Consider the following 18,349-nt stretch of genomic DNA (forward strand, 5'->3'; position numbering starts at 1 on the left):
TGTCAATATAGGTGCATAATGGATGTATGACAGCACTCCAGATTGTTGAGCCAGCGTCGGCGGCCGCGTGCTGCACCTCGTCCGGGTTGCCCGTCCTGGGCCCCGAGGAGGCGCAGGGCAAGGCCCAGCTCTTCAAGGCCCTGGCCGACCCGAACCGCCTGCGGCTGCTGTCCATCGTCAAAGCGTCCGACGGCGGAGAGGCCTGCGTCTGCGATCTCACCGAACCCCTGGACCTCGGTCAGCCGACGGTATCCCACCACCTCAAGATCCTGGTCGATGCCGGCCTGCTGCACCGCGAAAAGCGGGGGACCTGGGCCTACTACTCCCTGGTGCCCGGCGCGCTCGAGCGGACCGCGGGCGTGCTCGCTGAGCTGTAGGCCGCCAGAGCCGGGCGGCTCTTGAACAGCTGCGGTACGGGGCCTAACGTTGAAGAACTGAGGAAAGGGTGACCGCCGTGGAGATCTTCATGTGGTGGCTGGATCTGGATCTGGCGAGCAAGGAGTGGCTGCGGGAAAACCTGCGCGCCGAAGAGTTGCCGCTGCCCGTGCTGCAGGGGATTGCCGAGGCCGGCGGACCCCACCCGGATGATGTGTCCGGTGTCCTGACCGACGCCGACTGGGACTTCATCGAGACTCAGTCGGAATTCGTCGACTGACAAAAACGGACCCGATCCGGCGCGGGAAAACCATTGCGGCCATCTTCCCGGGGTGGTTGCATGGGGGGCATGGCTACCGCAGAGAGTTATGTCCTGGCGATCGGCACCAAAAAAGGCCTCTGGCTGGCGACGAGCCCGGACCGCAAAGACTGGTCCCTTTCCGGCCCGCATTTCCTGATGAGCGAAGTCCCCAGCATCGGCATCGACACCCGTGACGGCCGGACCCGGATCCTGGTCGGAGTCCGTTCCGAGCACTGGGGTCCCACCGTTTTCCACTCCGATGACCTGGGTGAAACGTGGAACGAGCCCGAACAGGGAGCCATCCGCTTCCCTGAGGGCACCGACGCGGCCCTGGAGCGCGTCTGGCAGATCCATCCCGACGCCGAGTCCCGTCCCGGCGTCGTCTGGGCCGGCTGCGAGCCGATCTCGGTCTGGAAGTCCACCGACGGCGGCGAACACTTCGAACTGAATCGCGGGCTCTGGGACCACCCGCACCGCGGCGAATGGGGGGCCGGTTACGGCGGCGCCGCGGCGCACTCGATTGTGGTTGACCACACCGGAGAGAAGGTCCACGTCGCGATGAGCACCGGCGGTGTCTACCGTTCCCTGGACGGCGGGAGCTCCTGGGAGCCGCGCAACAAGGGAATCTCGGCCTACTTCATGCCCGATCCCAACCCGGAATTCGGCCAGTGCGTGCACAAGATCGCGGCCGATTCCGCCGTCGAGGGCCGCCTCTACGCGCAGAACCACCACGGCGTCTACCGCAGTGACGACGACGCCGAGAACTGGGAATCCATCGCGGACGGCTTGCCGGCGGACTTCGGTTTCGTGATGCTCACCCACCCCGGGCGGGCCGGCACCGCCTGGGTGATCCCGCTCAAGGCTGACGGCGAGCGGATCCCCCCGGAGGGCAGACTCGCGGTCCACCGGACCGACGACGCCGGCGCCACCTGGAAGCGCTTGGATGCCGGACTCCCCGAAAAGGAATTCAATGCCGTCCTTCGGGACGCCGCCTGCGTTGACACGGCAGAGCCGGCCGGCGTGTACTTCGGGACCCGTGGCGGCAGCGTCTACGCCAGCGCCGACGAGGGCGAACACTTCGCCGAGGTGGCCTCGCACCTGCCGGACGTGCTGTGCGTTCGCGTCGCGGCCGTGTCCGGCGCCGGTTTGTCGGAGGCCGCCCTGTCGGATGCAGCCTTGTCTGGGGCGTCGTCCGGGTCCGCGTCGTCCGGGTCCGCGGCGGGCGCCTGAGTCGCGTGCCCGGAATCAGTGTGGTGCTGCCCAGTGTGCTCCAGCCGCTGGCCGGCGGGCAGTCCTTCCTGACTGCGCCCGCCGACTCGGCGGTGACGGTGGAGGGTGTGCTGGACGAGGTGACCGGGCAGTACCCGGCGCTGTCGAGGCGGCTGCGGGATGAGACCGGGGCGATCCGACGCTACGTGAATATATACGTCAACGGGAATGAAATCCGCCGCCTGCAGGGCCTGGCCACCGAGGTTCTACCCGGCGGGGAGGTCCTGATCATCCAGTCCGTCGCGGGAGGCTAGACGCCTCAGGCGACCCGCCAGAGGCTGCACTCGTCCGTGTTGATGGCTTTCCGCGTGCCGGACTGCCGGTCCATGATCCAGACGACGCCGATTCCCGGCGCGGTTTCCTGGACGCTGCCGCGGCGGATCACAACGTCGTCGTAATTCGGGCCGACCTTCAGCCGGGCCTCGATCTCGTCGCCGCGGTGCAGCTGATCCAGGGCACGGATACGGGTTACATGGGCGTTGGCTTCCTTCAACATGGCGGGGCCTCCTGGACTGGAGAGTGGTGCCTGCTCTTGCCGGCACTTCCAGTGTCCTGCGCCAATGTTGCCGCCGCGTTTCGGCCCGGTAAGACGTGGGTAAGCGTCCGACGCCGGGGGAGTTACCGGCGCCGGGCCGGGCGTGGATTATGACGGTCAAGGTGGCTGGGGGCCCGGCGGCTCAGGGCATGTAGCGTTCGCCCGGGTGCTGGACCCGGAACCACCGGTAGCCGTACCGGCCCAGCTCCAGCTCGAAACCGCCGTCGTCCGCCAGTTCGATGTCCTGGCCGTCCAGGAGGTCCCGCAGGTAGGCGCCCTCGAAACCGGACGCCGCGTCAGCAGCCGGGCTGACGTTCGCGGCCACCGAGGCTGGTTCCGCCCCGAAGTTGTGGGCCAGGACCACCGTGGAGCCGCCCCACGAACACCGGTGCAGAAGAACCTTCGCGGCGGGCTGTTTGATGAGCTCGTAGTCGCCCCACCCCAGTTCGGGGCTTTCCCGGTAGCGCTGGATCAGGGTTGCCATGAAGTTCCACAGCGACTCCGGGTCCCGCTTGGCAGCGGCGGCGTTGACGGTCTTCGGCCCGAAGTAGCCGTCCACCACCTGCGCCACGAGGTCCTTTTGGGCGGCGGTCGAGAATCCGCCGTTTTCGGTGTCATTCCATTGCATGGGGGAACGCACGGCCGAGCGGCCCTTCGCCGAGAGGTCCTCTCCCATGCCGATTTCCTCGCCGTAGAAGAGCACCGGCGTTCCGGGCAGCGCAAACAGCAGTGAATAGACCATCCGGATCCGGGCGGGGTCGCCGTCGAGCATGGTGGGCAGCCTGCGGCGCAGGCCGCGGCCGTACATCTGCATGTCCTCGTCCGGACCGAACGCGGCAAAAACCTCCTCGCGCTCGGCATCGCTGAGCTTGTCCAGGGTCAGTTCGTCGTGGTTCCGGACAAACATGGCCCACTGGTTGTCCGGATGGATCTTCGGGCGGGAACTGAGTGACTTGGCCAGCGGCCGGGCGTCCTCCCGGGCGAGGGACAAGTAAAGGTTTTGCATGGACAGGAAGTCGAACTGCATGTTCAGCTCGTTCCCGGCCGCGCCGCCGAAGTACTTCTGTTGCTCCTTGTAGGGCACGTTGACCTCGCCCAGCAGCAGACCGCTGCCGTTGCGGCGGTTGAGGAAGCTGCGGAGCGCACTGAGGTAGTCGTGCGGGTCGACCAGCGCCGAGTCTTCCTTGGACGTGCCCTGCAGCTCAAGGAAAAACGGGACCGCGTCCAGGCGGAAGCCGTCCAGTCCCAGCTGCAGCCAGAACCCCATGGACTTGGCGATCTCGTCCCGCACCTTCGGATTCGCCACGTTGAGGTCCGGCTGGTGCTTGGCGAACATGTGCAGGTACCACTCACCGGTGGCCTTGTCCTGGGTCCAGATGGACGTCTCCTCGCCGGGGAACACCACCTGCTCCGACGTGTCCGGGGGCGTGTCCTTGCGCCAGACGTAGTAGTCGCGGAACGGGTTGTCCACCGATTTGCGGGACTCGACGAACCAAGGGTGCTTGTCCGAGGTGTGGTTGAGGACGAAGTCCGCGATCACGCGCATCCCCCGGTCCTTCGCGGTCCGGATGAACTCCACCACGTCGCCCAAATTGCCCAGCCGCCGGTCCACGCCGTACAGGTCCGTGACGTCGTAGCCGTCGTCCTTGTCCGGAGTGGGGTAGAAGGGCATGAGCCAGATGCACGTCACGCCCAGGGCCGCGAGGTAGTCCACGCGCTGGATCAGCCCGCCGAAATCCCCGGTGCCGTCGCCGTCGCTGTCGAAGAACGTCTCCGGGTCCAGGCAGTAGATGACGGCGTTTTTCCACCAGAGGTCCGAGGTCTCAGCGATCCTCACAGCAGCACCTCCCGGCCCTGCCGCGGGCTCCCGGACGCGCGAAGCTGCGGGAGCACGTGTTCCGCGAACGTGTCGATGAACGGCGCCTGCTCCTGCCCCACGAAGTGCAGGTACAGCTCATCGAAGCCCAGGTCGATATATTCGGCGAGCCACTGCGCGTGCTGCCCGGTATCCGCGGAGATGTTCACCACCTTGCGGACCTGGTCCTCGCCGACGTCGGCGCTGACGCCGTCGAAGTGGGCCGCCGTCGGGAGGTCCCAGGGGATGGGCGGGGTAAAGACGTTGCTGCGCCACTGGTCCAGGGCCACCGCAACGGCTTGCTGTTCCGTGGGCGCCCACGACAGGTGCACCTGCAGCACGGCCTTGCCCCGGCCGCCGGCGTCGCGGTAGGCAGCGAGCATGTCCTTCAGCTTCGCGTGCGGCTGGTTGACCGTCACGAGCCCGTCCGCCCAGGCCGCCCCGCGACGCGCGGTTTCCACGCTGACGGCAGGAGCGATGAGCGGCGGCTTGATCTCCGGCACATCCCAGATCCTGGCCTGCTGGACGGTGACCAGGCCGTTCCGGGTCACTTCCTTGCCGTCGTGGAGTTCGCGGATGATCTGGACGGATTCCTCGAGGCGCTGCTGCCGGGTCGCCTTGTCCGGCCAGACCTCCCCGGTGACGTGCTCGTTCATGTACTCGCCGCTGCCCGGCGCCAGCCAGAACCGGCCGGGGAACATGTCCGCGAGCGTGGCGGACGCATGCGCGATGATCGCCGGGTGGTAGCGCTGCCCGGGCGCCGTGACCACACCGAAGCGCAACTTGGTGGTGGCCAGGGCTGCCCCCAGCCAGGACCAGGCAAAGCCGGAATGCCCCTGCCGGGCGGACCACGGCTCAATGTGGTCCGAGCACATGGCGGCGTCGAAGCCCGCCTGCTCGGCCAGCTGCACGTCCTTGAGGAGGCGGCCGGGGCTGATCTGTTCATGGGATGCGTGGAAACCGAGGGTAGCCATTGTTCATGTCTACCGTCGACCCGGCGGGTTGTCGAGGAAGGCCTGCCCGGCCGGCCTCTGGCGGACGGCGCCAGGCGGGACCAGAATGGGGCCTATGCAACTGCCCCTGATGCCCCCGGTAGCGCCCATGCTGGCAAAGGCTGTGCCGTCCCTGCCCGACGGCGCGCTGATGTTCGAGCCGAAGTGGGACGGGTTCCGGTCCATTATCTTCCGCGACGGCGGGGACGTGGAGATCGGCAGCCGCAACGGCAAGCCGCTGACCCGCTACTTCCCGGAACTGGTCGAGGCGCTGAAGGCCAACCTCCCGCCGCGCTGTGTGCTCGACGGCGAGATCATCATGGTCGGGGCCTCCGGTGACCGGCTCGACTTCGACGCCCTGCAGCAGCGGATCCACCCCGCCGCGAGCCGCGTCCGGCTGCTGGCCGACCAGACACCGGCGAGCTTTGTCGCGTTCGATCTGCTGGCCCTCGACGACGAGGACTTCACCGGGCGGCCCTTCGCCGAGCGGCGCGGGGCCCTGGAACGCGTGCTCGCCGGGAGCGCGGCGCCGATCCACCTAACCGCCGCGACCCGGGACCGGGAAACCGCCGGGGAATGGTTCCACCAGTTCGAGGGGGCCGGGCTGGACGGGATCGTCGCCAAACCACTGGACGGGCCCTACCTGCCGGACAAGCGCTCCATGTTCAAGATCAAGCATGAACGCACCGCCGACTGCGTCCTCGCCGGGTACCGGGTGCACACGTCCGGCCCGGACCGGGTGGGTTCGCTGCTGCTGGGACTTTATGACGACGCCGGACGACTCGCCAACGTGGGCGTGGTGGGGGCCTTCCCGCTGCAGCGCCGCAAGGAGCTTTTCGAGGAACTTCAGCCGCTGGTGACCAGCTTCGAGGACCACCCGTGGGACTGGGCCCGGCAGGAGGCCGGCAGCCGTACACCGCGCAACGCCGAGGGCAGCCGGTGGAGCGGCGGAAAGGACCTCTCCTTCACTCCCCTTCGGCCGGAGCGGGTGGTGGAGGTGAAGTACGACCACATGGAAGGCGAGCGGTTCCGCCACACAACGCAGTTTGTGCGGTGGCGGCCGGACCGGGACCCGCGTTCATGCACCTACGAACAGCTCGAGGAGCCGGTCAAATTCGATCTGGCCGCGGTGCTGGGTACCGCAGGGGACTGATCCGGCCCTCCGGGGACACGGAAAAGCCCGGCGTGTCCCGAGGAACACGCCGGGCTTCCGGAGGTGTGGCCCGGAGCAGCCGGGCCGGAACGCTGAATGCGGCTACTTGATGCCGAGCTTCTTGGTGGGAATCTTGAAGGATTCCTTGGCGGTCAGGGCCGAGACGGCCGAGATCAGGCAGATGACAGCGGTGAAGATGCTGATCTGGACCCAGCCCCCGGGCTTGGTGCCGCCCATGGCTGCCACGATCGCCGGGGCGAAGCCTGCCATCAGGAAACCGAGCTGGGTGCCGATGGCCAGGCCGGAGAAGCGGACCTTGGTGGTGAACATTTCGGCGTAGAACGCGGGCCAGACAGAGTTGGCGGCGGCGTAGCCGAAGGAGAAGAAGCCGATGGCGGCCAGGAACATCAGCGGCACGCTGCCGGACTCGAGGCTGAGCAGGAACACCGGCGTCAGGACGGCGCTGGCGACGGCGCCGTAGATGAAGACCGGCTTACGGCCGATCCGGTCCGCGAGCATACCGAAGAGCGGCTGGGTGCCGAGGGCCAGGAAGTTCGCGCCGACGACGAGCCACAGGGTGGTGGTGCCGTCCACGCCGGCGACGTTCTTGGCGTAGGCGATGGCCAGCGTACCGAACACGGTGGAGACGGCCGCGATGAAGGCGCAGGCGACGACGCGGAGGACATCGCGCCAGTGGTGCTTGAGCAGGTCCGCGACGGGGAGCTTGGAGATCTGGGCGTTCTTCTGCGCTTCCTCGAACGCCGGCGGTTCGTGCAGGGTGCGGCGGATGAAGAACGCAACAACTACCACGACCGCGCTGAGCCAGAACGGGATGCGCCAGCCGATGCCGTACTTGATCTCGTCCGGCAGGGCCAGGACGGGGATGAAGACGAGGGCCGCGAGGATCTGGCCGCCCTGGGTGCCCGTCAAGGTCCAGGAGGTGAAGAAGGCACGGCGGTTGTCCGGGGCGTGTTCCAGCGTCATGGACGAGGCACCCGCCTGCTCGCCGGCAGCGGAGAGGCCCTGGCAGAGCCGCGCCAGCACCAGCAGGGCCGGGGCCCACCAGCCGATGGTGTTGAAGTCCGGCAGGCAGCCGATCGCGAACGTTGAGGCGCCCATCAGCAGGAGGGTGAACATAAGGACCTTGCGGCGGCCCACCCGGTCACCGAAGTGACCCAGAATCACGGCGCCCACCGGCCGGGCGACGTAGGCGAAGCCGAAAGTCGCGAAGGACATGATCGCCGCGTTGGCGCCGGCGTCGGGGAAGAAGACCGTGGGGAAGATCAGCGCGGCGGCGGATCCGAAAATAAAGAAGTCGTAGTACTCGACGGCGCTCCCCAGGAAACTGGCGAGGGCTGCCTTCTTCGGCGTCCCGGCCGGTGCGTCCGTGCCCGGCGTCGTAGACGGGAGTGTCTGGCTCATGGTGTTCCTTTGTGTGACGACATTGTCGCGGATGGATCAGGAAGGTCTCGGCCGCCGCTGGCTTTAAGTGTGCGGCCGCAGAAGTTTCGTGGAAAGACCCGGACGAGTAGCCACATGGTGGGAGCTACTTGTGCGATATAGCAATCATCACTGTGAGGCCGGTCACCTGTCAAGAAAAATAATCACTATCTAGAAATAGCTCTCACCATGTGAGAGCATTGAGCTATGAGTGTGAATCAAGACACAGAATTGCCGGAGGCCGCCGCCGCCCCTCCAGCCCCTGCCGCCAAGGGCGCAAAAGCCCCGCGAAGTGGGTCCAAGGGAGGTTCGAAGGAAGATTCCCGGACGGACATGGTCGGCAAGGCCCTCGGTCTGCTGGTCCTGCTCGGCGACGAGCCCCGCGGTGCCAGCGCCGCGGAGCTGTCCCGCAGGGCGGAACTGCCCTTCAGCACCACGTACCGCCTGCTCGGCTCCCTGACCCGGGACGGTTTCGTGGACTACGAGCCGGACGGGCGCCGCTACCACCTGGGCCTGCGGATCTTCCAGCTGGGGCAGCGCGTGTCCAACCACCACGGGTTCGCCGGAACCGCCCTGCCGATCCTGCGGCGCGTCACGGAAGAGACGGGCGAGGCCACCATCCTCTCCGTGCGGGACGGCAATCACCACCTGACCGTCAACAAGGTGGACGGCCCGCAGACCTTCCGCGTCACGAGCGACCCGGGACACCTGGGCGCCCTGTACACCACCTCCGTCGGCAAGGCGCTCGTGGCCTTCGCCGACGACGCCACCCGCAGCCGGCTTGTAGACGAGCTTGAACTGGAGCCGCTGACCGAATTTTCCATCACGGACCGGGAGGCGTTCCGAGCGGAGATCGAACTGGTCCGCCAGCGCGGCTTTGCCGTGATGGACCAAGAGAACGAACTGGGCATGCGGGCTGTCGCCGTTCCGGTCTTCAACGCCCAGGGCACCGCCTTCGCCTCCCTGGCCACCGCCGTCCCGGTCTTCAGGATGAGCGTCGAGGCCCTGGTGGCCCTGGTTCCGTTGCTCCAGTCGGCTGCGGCCGAGCTGGCCGCCCGGCTGCCGCAGCAGTGAGGCGCCCATGAAATGTCCCCCGTTGTTCGCTAGTAGAACAACAGTGCAACATGCGAACACTTGCGGTACTGTAATTTCCAACACCCGGCCCGCGGCCGTCGCCCCCTGCGAACCCGCCCGCCGAGTGCCGTTGTCAAAGGAGCTATACGGATGAGCAACCGAGCAGAGTCCTTCCTCGTGGGCCTGATAGGCGACGGCGTGATGCCGTCCCTCACGCCCCCCATGCACGAACGCGAAGGCGATGTGCAGGGCCTCCGGTACCTCTACCGCCCCATCGACCTCACCGAACTGGGACTTCCCGGCCAGAGCGTCGGCGAGCTCCTGACCGGCGCCTACCGCCTGGGGTTCAACGGACTGAACATCACCCATCCATGCAAACAACTGGTGCTGGAGCATCTGGACGAGGTCACCCCCGACGCCCGGCGGCTCGGCGCAGTCAACACGGTGACCATCCGGGACGGCCGTTTCATCGGCCATAACACCGACTTCTCCGGGTTTGCCGCCGCCCTCGCCACCGGCCTGCCCGGAGCCAGGCTGAACCGTGTGGTGCAACTGGGCGCCGGGGGTGCCGGCTCCGCCGTCGCCTACGCCCTGCTCACCGCCGGCGTCCGGGAACTGGACCTGGTGGACACCGATCCCGCCCGCTGCGCGGCCCGTGCCACGGAACTGGCCGGATTCTTCCCGGACCAGCTGGTCACCGCCCGGTCGACGCCGGAGCTTCCGCAGCTGATGCCGCTGGCCGACGGCCTGGTGCACTGCACCCCGGTGGGCATGGCCGCCCACCCCGGCGTCCCGCTGGACATGTCCCTCGTGACACCCCGGCACTGGGTGGCGGACATTGTGTACCGGCCGATCGAGACCGAACTGGTCCGTGAAGCCCGCGCCAAGGGCTGCGAAGTGCTCGACGGCGGCCGGATGGCCGTGGGACAGGCGGCTGACGCCTTCCGGATCTTCACCGGCCGGGAGGCCGACGCGGACCGGATGCGCGCGCATTTCCTGGAACTCGTCGCCGCCGAAGAGGTGGCCGCCTGATGCGCACGGGAATCGCCACCGTCTGCCTCTCCGGCACCCTGCGGGAGAAGATGCAGGCCTGCGCCTCCGCGGGTTTCGACGGCATCGAAATCTTCGAACAGGACCTCGTCACCTCCCCGCTGAGCCCCGAGGACGTCCGCACGATGGCCGCGGACCTGGGCCTGACCCTGGATCTGTACCAGCCGTTCCGCGACTTCGACAGCGTGCCGGAGGATCTGCTGGCCGCCAACCTGCGCCGCGCGGACGCCAAGTTCCGCCTGATGTCCCGCCTGGGCATGGACACCATCCTGGTCTGCTCCAACGTTGCCACCGCCAGCATCGACGACGACGGGCTCCGGGCCGAACAGCTCGCGGCCCTCGCGGCCCTGGCCCGGGACCACGGCGTCAAAGTGGCCTACGAGGCACTGGCGTGGGGGAAATACGTCAACGACTACGAGCACGCGCACCGGCTCGTCGCAGCCGTGGACCACCCCAACCTGGGCACCTGCCTGGACTCGTTCCACATCCTGTCCCGGGACGCGGACACCGCCCCGATCGAATCCTTCAACCCGGAGAAGATCTTCTTCGTCCAAGTGGCCGACGCTCCCAAGCTGTCCATGGATGTGCTCTCCTGGAGCAGGCACTACCGGGTGTTCCCGGGCGAAGGCCAGTTCGAGCTCGCCAAGTTCATGGGACATGTGGTCCGGGCCGGCTACACCGGCCCGGTGTCCCTGGAGGTCTTCAACGATGTGTTCCGGCAGTCCGACGTCGAACGTACCGCCGTGGACGCGATGCGGTCGCTGATCTGGCTGGAGGAGCAAAGCGCCAAGTGGCTGGACGCGCAGCCGGCCGCCGGAAACGGCGCGGGGGGTGCCGGCACCGCTGCGACGGGCCGCCGCCGGTACGCGATGGAGCTCGCCACGCTTCCGCAGGTGGCCGAGCCCGCGGGCTTCAACTTCGCCGAAGTCAGGGCGGCGGACACCGCCGGCCTGGAAACCCTGCTGGGCCAGCTGGGATTCGATTTCAACGGGCGCCACCGGACGAAGAACGTGCAATTGTGGACCATGGGCCACGCCCGCGTGATCATCAACGAGGACCCCTCCCAGGAATCCCGCACCTCCGGGGCAGCGATCGCGCCCGCCATTTCCGCCCTGGGCTTCGACGTCGATTCCCCCGTCGTCGCCGCCGCCCGGGCCCAGCAGCTCAAGGCCCCGGCCGTGCCGCGCAAGAGCCAGGCCGACGAGGAAATATTCCAGGGCTTCGCCGCCCCGGACTCCACCGAGATCTTCCTGTGCCAGGGCAGCCCCGACGGGACCGCCGTGTGGACCCGCGAATTCGGCGAGGGGCGCGAAGCCCCCGCCGGCACGGCAGGGTCCCGGAATGCGGTCATCGACCACGTCAACCTCGCCCAGCCCTGGCAGCACTTCGACGAGGCTGTCCTTTTCTACACCAGCGCCCTGGCCCTGGAGCCGCAACCGTACGCGGAAGTCGCCAGCCCCACCGGTCTGGTCCGGTCCCAGGTGATGCTCACCCGCGACCGCGGCGTCCGCCTCGTGCTGAACCTGGCCCCGCTGATCCAGCGCGAAGGCGCCGCCCCGGACGGAACCGCCGGCCCCGGCCCGGAGGACACCGGCCAGCACCGCACCTACCAGGAACACATCGCCTTCGCGGTGGATGACCTCGTCGCGACCGCCCGCGCCGCCAAGGGACGCGGCCTGGACTTCCTCCGGATCCCGGCGAACTACTACGAGGACCTCGACGCCCGGTTCGGCCTGGACCCCGCCTTCCTGGCGACCCTCCGGGAGCTCAACCTCCTCTACGACCGCGACGCCGACGGCGAATTCCTGCACTTCTACACCGCCACCGTGGGCAGCGTCTTCTTCGAAATGGTGGAGCGCCGCGGAACCTATGACGGCTACGGCGCGCCCAACGCCCCGGTGCGGCACGCCGTGCAGTACGACCACCTGCATAAGCTGACCCCCACCCGCTGACCAGACTCCCTGACCGACAACACCCACACCCACGAAAGGAGGCTGCTGTGCCTGAAGAGTTCAACCTTGAAACCTATAACGCGGATCCGCTCACCGAGGACGTGTCCGACGCCGCCACGGAGGCCGCACCAAAGACCTACGCCCCGCTGGACGCCGCCGCTGAGTCGCAGGCCGATCTCAGCGCCGAAATGAAGGCCCTCGGCGACGCCTACGCCCAGGCCCTCAGGAACGGCGCCCCGGCAGAGATCCAGCCGCGGCTGGACTACGCACCGTACCGCAGCAGCGTCCTGCGCCACCCCACCAAGGACCTGCATCACGCGGACCCGGAGACCATCGAGCTGCACTCTCCCGCATTCGGGCACATGGACGTGCACGCGCTGGAGGCGGACCTCACCATCCAGCACGGCGGGGAACCGCTGGGCGAACGCATCGTCGTCTCCGGCCGGGTCCTCGACGGCGACGGCCGTCCGGTCGCAGGCCAGCTCGTCGAGATCTGGCAGGCGAACTCCGCCGGCCGCTACATCCACAAGCGGGACCAGCACCCCGCCCCGCTGGACCCCAACTTCACCGGCGTCGGCCGCTGCATCACCGGCGCCGACGGCTCCTACAGTTTCACCACCATCAAGCCCGGTGCCTACCCGTGGAAGAACCACCTGAACGCCTGGCGCCCGGCCCACATCCACTTCTCCCTGTTCGGCCAGGAGTTCACCCAGCGGATTGTCACCCAGATGTACTTCCCCGGTGACCAGCTCTTCCCGCTGGACCCGATTTACCAGTCGATCGTGGACCGGGACGCCCGCGACCGGCTCGTCGCCACCTACAACCACGAGCAGACTCAACCCGAATGGGCCCTGGCCTACAACTGGGACATCGTCCTGACCGGGTCCAAGCGGACCTGGACAGAGAACGAGGCCCTGGGCGCAGAAGGAGACGACCATGAGTAACCCCACCAAACTGATTCCGACCCCGGGCCAGACCGTGGGCCCGTTCTACGGCTACGCCCTGCCCTACGCCAAAGACCGCGAACTGCTGGCCCCCGGCTCCCCGGGCTCCATCCGCCTGCAGGGCACTGTCTACGACGGCGCCGGTCACCCCATCCCTGACGCGATCCTGGAAATCTGGCAGGCCGATGCCGACGGCAAGGTCCCCAACCGCACGGGCTCCCTGGTCCGCGACGGCTACACCTTCACCGGCTTCGGCCGCAGCGCGGTCGGCAACACCGGTGTCTTCACCTTCACCACGGTGAACCCCGGCCCCACCGAGGAAGGCGCGGCACCGTTCATCGCCGTGGCGGTTTTCGCCCGCGGCCTCATGAACCGGCTCTTCACCCGGATCTACCTGCCGGAGGACGAGGCCGCCCTGGCCGCCGACCCCCTGCTCCGCTCCCTTGACCCGGAGCGCCGCAGGACGCTGATCGCACGCCGCGACGCCGACGGCGGCCTGACCTGGGACATCCGGCTCCAGGGCGAGGGAGAAACCGTGTTCCTTGATTTTGAAGGTGCCGGCCCCGAGGGCGCCTCAAAGTGACCCCTCATGAAAGCAACGGAGACACGGCGGGCAACGCCGGCCTCCAGGGTGACTTTGGACTGCATGGTGACTTTGGACTGCACGGTGACTTTGGACTGCTGAGTCCCGTCTCGGCGTCGCCGCTCGTGGCGGCGCTGACCGGGGACCGGGCCGTCCTGGCCGCCATTCTCCGGGTGGAGGCTGCGTGGGCCACGGTCCTGGAAGGCGCGTCCCTGGCGCCCGCCGGATCCGCCGCAGTGGTGGCCGTGGCCGCCGATGTGAGCCGCTACGACCTCCCGGACCTTGCGGTGCGTGCCCAGGGCGGCGCCAACCCGGTGATCCCGCTGCTGGCGGACCTGCGCGGGCAGGTTGCGGCCCTTGATACCGCGGGGATCGGGGCGGGACAGGCCGTGCACACCTCGCTGACCAGCCAGGACGTGCTCGATTCAGCCCTGATCCTCCTCGCCAGGGACGCCGTCCGCGGTCTGCTCACCGAGCTGAAGGCAGCGACGGCGGCGCTGGCCGCCCTCGCGGAACAGCACGCGGACACGCTCTGCGTGGGCCGCAGCCTCACCCAGCACTCCCTGCCGTTCAGCTTCGGGCTCAAGGCGGCCCAATGGTTCCACGGCCTCGCCGCCGCCGCACGCCGCCTCGAGGCGCTCAAGTTCCCCGTGCAGACCGGAGGGGCTGCCGGGACACTGGCGGCCGGCACCGTCCTGACGGCGGGCTCGGACCTCAGCCCCTTTGATCTGTCCGACCGGCTGGCCGCAGAACTCGGCCTCGCCGCCGTGCCGGCCCCGTGGCACACCAACCGCCTCGCCGTCACATCCCTCGGCGATGCCCTGGCCGCCGTGACCGACGCGGCGGGAAAGGTCGCCTCCGACGTGCTGTTCCTGAGCCGCCCGGAGGTCGCCGAGCTCGCCGAGCCACGCGCCGCGGGACGGGGAGGGTCCTCGGCCATGCCGCAGAAGCAGAACCCGGTGCTGTCCGTGCTGGTCCGCAGCGCCGCCCTGCAGGCCCCCGGCCAGGCCGCCCAGCTGCACCTGGCTGCCGCCAACTTCAACGATGAACGCCCCGACGGCGCCTGGCACAGCGAATGGCCGGCCCTCCGCCAGCTCCTCCGCCTGGGCCTCGGAGCCTCCGTCCAGCTGCGGGAACTTGCCGAAGGCCTGCAGGTTTTCCCCGGGGCCATGCGGCGCAACCTGGACCTTGCCGGACCGCTGCTGCTCAGTGAAGCCGTCTCGGCCGCGGTCGCACCGCTCCTGGCCGGAAAGTCTGCGGCCGGACAGTCAGGGGCCGGACAGTCCGCCGCGGACGGCAAGCGGCTGCTGCAGTCCGTCGTGGACCAGACGCTTCAGGTCCCGGCCGCCGAACAGGCCGCCACCTACCGGCGGCTGCTCCGCGACGCTGTCCCGCCTGCGCTGCTCTCCGATGCCCGGCTCGAGGAACTGCTCGATCCGGCCAACTACCTCGGCCAGGCCGCCGACATCTCCCGCCGCATCCTCGCGGCCTACCCGGACTACAGCGCCAGCGCCAGCGCCAGCCACGCCGACGCCGACGCCGACGCCGGAGTCCACACGCCGTTACCGATCCCCGACCTGAACGGAGCCTCCCGTGGCTAGACCCACAGTCAAGGCAGTACTGCTCTCGCCCCAGCGCCCGCTGGGGGACAAACCCCTCCTCGTGGCCGGCCCCTCCCTGGGCACGTCCACGCTGCTGTGGGCCCAGGCCGGCGCCCTGCTCGGGGACGACGTCGACGTTGTCGCCTGGGACCTGCCCGGGCACGGCATCTCACCGGCCGCGGCGGAGCCGTTCACGGTGGCCGACCTGGCCGACGCCGTCGTCGAATTGGTCGATTCGATCGCTCCCGGCGCGCGGTTCCACTACGCCGGGGTCTCGCTGGGCGGTGCCACCGGGCTGCAGCTGGGCATCAAGCATGGACACCGCCTCAAGAGCCTGTCCGTGCAGTGCGCCGGGGCCAAACTGGGCACGCCGGAGGGCTGGCTGGAGCGTGCGGAGACCGTCCGCACGCAGGGAACGCCGGTGATGATCCAGGGATCGGCCCAGCGCTGGTTTGCACCCGGCTTTATGGAGCACCAGCCCGAACTCAGCAGCCGCCTGCTGCACAGCCTGCGCGACGCCGACCGCTTCAGCTACGCCTTCTGCTGCGAAGCCCTCGCCGGCTTCGACGTCCGGGACCAGCTGGGCAGCATCAGCGTCCCCACCCAGGCCCTCGCCGGGGCCCTGGACAATGTTGCCCCGCCGTCGATGGCCGCGGAGATCGTCGAAGGAATCACTTCCGGCGGCGGCACAGCGAACGCGGCGACCCTCGAGGGTGTGGCCCACCTGGCCCCCTTCGAGGCCCCAGGCCACGTGGCCGAACTGCTGCGCAGCCTGATCACCTGGACCGAATCCACCGGAGCAGGAAAATGACGGGCGCAGATCTCAGCGGCGCGGCGCGGACCGGGCCGGAACGGCATGGAGCAGTCCAGCCGGACGCCACCAGTCAGGAGATCTACGACGACGGCATGGTGGTCCGCCGCGAGGTGCTCGGCACCGAACACGTGGACCGCGCCAACGCCGCCAAGGATTCCTTCACCGAGGACTTCCAGGACATGATCACCCGGATCGCCTGGGGCGGCATCTGGACCAGACCGGGCCTGAGCCGCCAAATGCGCTCGGCGGTCACCCTTACCGCCATGGTGGCCCACGGGCACTGGGAAGAACTGGCCATGCATATCCGCGCCGCCATCAACAACGGCCTGAGCCGGGATGAGATCAAGGAAATCCTGCTCCAGACCGCGATCTACTGCGGCGTCCCCTCCGCCAACACCGCCTTCAAGACCGCCCAGCAGGTGTTCCAGTCGATGGACACCCCCGCCAGGGACACTACAGAAGTCGACACAGGATCGGACAAGACGCCGTGAACCAGGCCTACATCTACGATGCCGTCAGGACCCCCTTCGGCAAGTTCGGCGGCGGACTCGCCGGCGTCCGTCCGGACGACCTCGCCGCCCACGTGATCCGCGAAGCCGTGAAGCGTGCCCCGGACCTCGACGTCGAACGCATCGACGAGGTGGTCTTCGGCAACGCCAACGGCGCCGGCGAGGAGAACCGCAACATCGCCCGGATGGGCACCCTCCTGGCCGGGCTTCCCGTGTCGGTTCCCGGCACCACCGTCAACCGGCTCTGCGGCTCGTCCCTGGACGCGGCGATCATCGCCTCCCGCCAGATCAACACCGGCGACGCGGAGCTGATGCTGGCCGGCGGCGCCGAATCCATGTCCCGCGCCCCCTGGGTGCTGCCCAAGACCGAGAAGCCCTACCCGGCCGGGGACATGACCCTGGTCTCCACCACCCTGGGCTGGCGGCTGGTCAACAAGGCCATGCGGCCGGACTGGACCGTGTCCCTGGGCGAGGCCACCGAGCGGCTCCGCGAGAAGTACGGTGTCACCCGCGAGGCGCAGGATGAATTCTCGGCCAACTCGCACAACCTTGCCGCCGCTGCCTGGGACGAGGGGTTCTATGACGGGCTCGTCACCCCGGTCCCGGGCACGGACCTGGTCCGCGACGAAGGCATCCGCGCCGGATCCACGGCGGAGAAGCTCGCCGGCCTCAAAACCGTGTTCCGGACCGACGACGGCACCGTCACCGCCGGGAACGCCTCCCCGCTGTCCGACGGCGCCTCCGCGGCCTGGCTCGGCTCGGAAAACGCCGCGGGGATCCTGGGGATGGAGCCGCTGGCCCGCATCGCCGGCCGCGGCGCGCACGCCAACGATCCGCAGTTTTTCGGCTACGCCCCCGTGGAAGCCGCGAACAAAGCCCTCGCCAAAGCCGGCATCGGCTGGGACCAGGTGGGCGCCGTCGAACTCAACGAAGCCTTCGCCGCGCAGTCCCTGGCCTGCATCAATGCCTGGGACATCGACCACTCCATCGTGAACCGGCACGGCGGAGCCATCGCCATGGGCCACCCGCTGGGCGCCTCCGGCGGCCGCATCCTCGGCACGCTCGCCCGTTCCCTGCAGGCGTCCGGGCAGCGCTGGGGCGTCGCCGCGATCTGCATCGGCGTCGGCCAGGGCCTCGCCGTCGTGCTCGAAAACGTCACCTCATCCGCCGCCCCGGCAAAAACATCGTCGAAAACACCGGCAGAAACGCAGCCGCCGGCAAAACCAGTAAAGGGCTAGGACATGCTGAACTTTCCCGAGACCGTCAACGAGGCCGTCGCGGGCATCCGGGACGGCTCCACCGTGATGATCGGAGGATTCGGCAACGCCGGTCAGCCGTTCGAACTCATCGACGCCCTGATGGACTGCGGCGCCAGGGACCTCACCGTGGTCAACAACAACGCCGGCCAGGGCGACCAGGGCCTCGCGGTGCTGATCAAGGAAGGGCGGGTGAAGAAAATGATCTGCTCCTTCCCGCGGCAGTCCGACTCCTGGCACTTCGACGCGAAGTTCCGCGCCGGCGAGATCGAACTCGAACTCGTCCCGCAGGGCAACCTCGCCGAACGGATCCGCGCCGCGGGCGCCGGGATCGGCGGCTTCTTCACCCCCACCGGCTACGGCACCATGCTGGCCGAAGGAAAGGAAACCCGGATCCTGGACGGCCGCGGCCAGGTCTTCGAGACCGCCATCCACGCCGACGTCGCCCTCATCAAAGCGCTCACGGCCGACGGCAAGGGCAACCTCGTCTACCGGAAGACAGCCCGCAACTTCGGCCCGATCATGGCCGCCGCGGCCAAACACACCATCGTCCAGGTGTCCCGGATCGTCCCCACCGGAGACCTCGACCCGGAAACCATCGTGACCCCCGGCATCTACGTCAACAGCATTGTGAAGGTGGCCTGAC

Annotated in this window: 19 protein-coding genes; 15 read left to right on the top strand and 4 right to left on the bottom strand. The window is 68.5% G+C overall.

The window, feature by feature from the left end; all coding sequences use genetic code 11:
- Positions 1 to 26 precede the first annotated feature (26 nt).
- From FS787_RS10655 to FS787_RS10670, 4 genes are all read left to right on the top strand, one after another.
- Positions 27 to 377 (top strand): metalloregulator ArsR/SmtB family transcription factor, encoded by a 351-nt coding sequence (locus tag FS787_RS10655; protein WP_144672384.1) that lies wholly within the window; start codon positions 27 to 29, stop codon positions 375 to 377.
- 77 nt (positions 378 to 454) lie between these two features.
- The gene (locus FS787_RS10660) at positions 455 to 655 is read left to right on the top strand and encodes a hypothetical protein (protein ID WP_144672385.1); all 201 of its coding nucleotides are present in this window, start codon (positions 455 to 457) and stop codon (positions 653 to 655) included.
- 60 nt (positions 656 to 715) lie between these two features.
- Complete coding sequence (locus tag FS787_RS10665) at positions 716 to 1,906, top strand: sialidase family protein (RefSeq protein WP_260982500.1); 1,191 nt, start codon at positions 716 to 718, stop codon at positions 1,904 to 1,906.
- A gap of 5 nt (positions 1,907 to 1,911) precedes the next feature.
- Complete coding sequence (locus FS787_RS10670; RefSeq protein WP_144672386.1) at positions 1,912 to 2,199, top strand: MoaD/ThiS family protein; 288 nt, start codon at positions 1,912 to 1,914, stop codon at positions 2,197 to 2,199.
- Between the two features lie 5 nt (positions 2,200 to 2,204).
- On the opposite strand, the gene FS787_RS10675 is transcribed toward FS787_RS10670, so the two are convergent.
- The 3 genes from FS787_RS10675 to FS787_RS10685 form a co-directional block, all read right to left on the bottom strand.
- On the bottom strand, positions 2,205 to 2,441 hold the full coding sequence (locus FS787_RS10675; protein ID WP_056428911.1) for a hypothetical protein: 237 nt from the start codon (positions 2,439 to 2,441) through the stop codon (positions 2,205 to 2,207).
- 181 nt (positions 2,442 to 2,622) lie between these two features.
- Positions 2,623 to 4,317, bottom strand: coding sequence for an alpha-amylase family protein (locus tag FS787_RS10680; protein WP_144672387.1), 1,695 nt, complete (start codon positions 4,315 to 4,317; stop codon positions 2,623 to 2,625).
- Complete coding sequence (locus tag FS787_RS10685; protein WP_144672388.1) at positions 4,314 to 5,309, bottom strand: TIGR03885 family FMN-dependent LLM class oxidoreductase; 996 nt, start codon at positions 5,307 to 5,309, stop codon at positions 4,314 to 4,316. Before FS787_RS10685 ends, FS787_RS10680 begins: the two co-directional genes overlap by 4 nt.
- Before the next feature lie 94 nt (positions 5,310 to 5,403).
- On the opposite strand from FS787_RS10685, the gene FS787_RS10690 reads away from it, so the two are divergent.
- Positions 5,404 to 6,480, top strand: a complete 1,077-nt coding sequence (locus FS787_RS10690) for an ATP-dependent DNA ligase (protein WP_144672389.1) — start codon at positions 5,404 to 5,406, stop codon at positions 6,478 to 6,480.
- Between the two features lie 102 nt (positions 6,481 to 6,582).
- Here FS787_RS10690 and FS787_RS10695 read toward each other — a convergent pair whose 3' ends face one another.
- Complete coding sequence (locus FS787_RS10695; protein WP_144672390.1) at positions 6,583 to 7,902, bottom strand: MFS transporter; 1,320 nt, start codon at positions 7,900 to 7,902, stop codon at positions 6,583 to 6,585.
- 225 nt (positions 7,903 to 8,127) lie between these two features.
- On the opposite strand from FS787_RS10695, the gene FS787_RS10700 reads away from it, so the two are divergent.
- The 10 genes from FS787_RS10700 (at position 8,128) to FS787_RS10745 (ending at position 18,348) form a co-directional block, all read left to right on the top strand.
- Complete coding sequence (locus FS787_RS10700; RefSeq protein ID WP_144672391.1) at positions 8,128 to 8,994, top strand: IclR family transcriptional regulator; 867 nt, start codon at positions 8,128 to 8,130, stop codon at positions 8,992 to 8,994.
- Between the two features lie 150 nt (positions 8,995 to 9,144).
- The gene (locus tag FS787_RS10705; protein ID WP_144672392.1) at positions 9,145 to 10,026 is read left to right on the top strand and encodes a shikimate dehydrogenase; all 882 of its coding nucleotides are present in this window, start codon (positions 9,145 to 9,147) and stop codon (positions 10,024 to 10,026) included.
- Complete coding sequence (locus FS787_RS10710) at positions 10,026 to 11,996, top strand: bifunctional sugar phosphate isomerase/epimerase/4-hydroxyphenylpyruvate dioxygenase family protein (protein WP_144672393.1); 1,971 nt, start codon at positions 10,026 to 10,028, stop codon at positions 11,994 to 11,996. The genes FS787_RS10705 and FS787_RS10710 overlap by 1 nt, the downstream gene beginning before the upstream one ends.
- 47 nt (positions 11,997 to 12,043) lie before the next feature.
- Complete coding sequence (gene pcaH / locus FS787_RS10715) at positions 12,044 to 12,940, top strand: protocatechuate 3,4-dioxygenase subunit beta (protein WP_395940337.1); 897 nt, start codon at positions 12,044 to 12,046, stop codon at positions 12,938 to 12,940.
- On the top strand, positions 12,933 to 13,523 hold the full coding sequence (gene pcaG, locus FS787_RS10720; protein ID WP_144672394.1) for a protocatechuate 3,4-dioxygenase subunit alpha: 591 nt from the start codon (positions 12,933 to 12,935) through the stop codon (positions 13,521 to 13,523). The genes pcaH and pcaG overlap by 8 nt, the downstream gene beginning before the upstream one ends.
- Positions 13,524 to 13,600: 77 nt before the next feature.
- On the top strand, positions 13,601 to 15,124 hold the full coding sequence (locus tag FS787_RS10725) for a lyase family protein (RefSeq protein ID WP_144672527.1): 1,524 nt from the start codon (positions 13,601 to 13,603) through the stop codon (positions 15,122 to 15,124).
- Positions 15,117 to 15,935: an alpha/beta fold hydrolase gene (locus FS787_RS10730; protein ID WP_144672395.1), complete on the top strand. Its 819-nt coding sequence runs from the start codon at positions 15,117 to 15,119 to the stop codon at positions 15,933 to 15,935. Before FS787_RS10725 ends, FS787_RS10730 begins: the two co-directional genes overlap by 8 nt.
- A complete protein-coding gene (pcaC, locus tag FS787_RS10735; protein WP_144672396.1) occupies positions 15,932 to 16,429 on the top strand; it encodes a 4-carboxymuconolactone decarboxylase in 498 nt (165 codons plus the stop codon). Before FS787_RS10730 ends, pcaC begins: the two co-directional genes overlap by 4 nt.
- Positions 16,426 to 17,685 (top strand): thiolase family protein, encoded by a 1,260-nt coding sequence (locus FS787_RS10740; RefSeq protein WP_144672397.1) that lies wholly within the window; start codon positions 16,426 to 16,428, stop codon positions 17,683 to 17,685. The genes pcaC and FS787_RS10740 overlap by 4 nt, the downstream gene beginning before the upstream one ends.
- 3 nt (positions 17,686 to 17,688) lie before the next feature.
- Positions 17,689 to 18,348: a 3-oxoacid CoA-transferase subunit A gene (locus tag FS787_RS10745; protein WP_144672398.1), complete on the top strand. Its 660-nt coding sequence runs from the start codon at positions 17,689 to 17,691 to the stop codon at positions 18,346 to 18,348.
- Position 18,349 lies beyond the last annotated feature (1 nt).

The organism is Arthrobacter sp. U41, from assembly GCF_007679325.1.
Classification (GTDB): domain Bacteria; phylum Actinomycetota; class Actinomycetes; order Actinomycetales; family Micrococcaceae; genus Arthrobacter.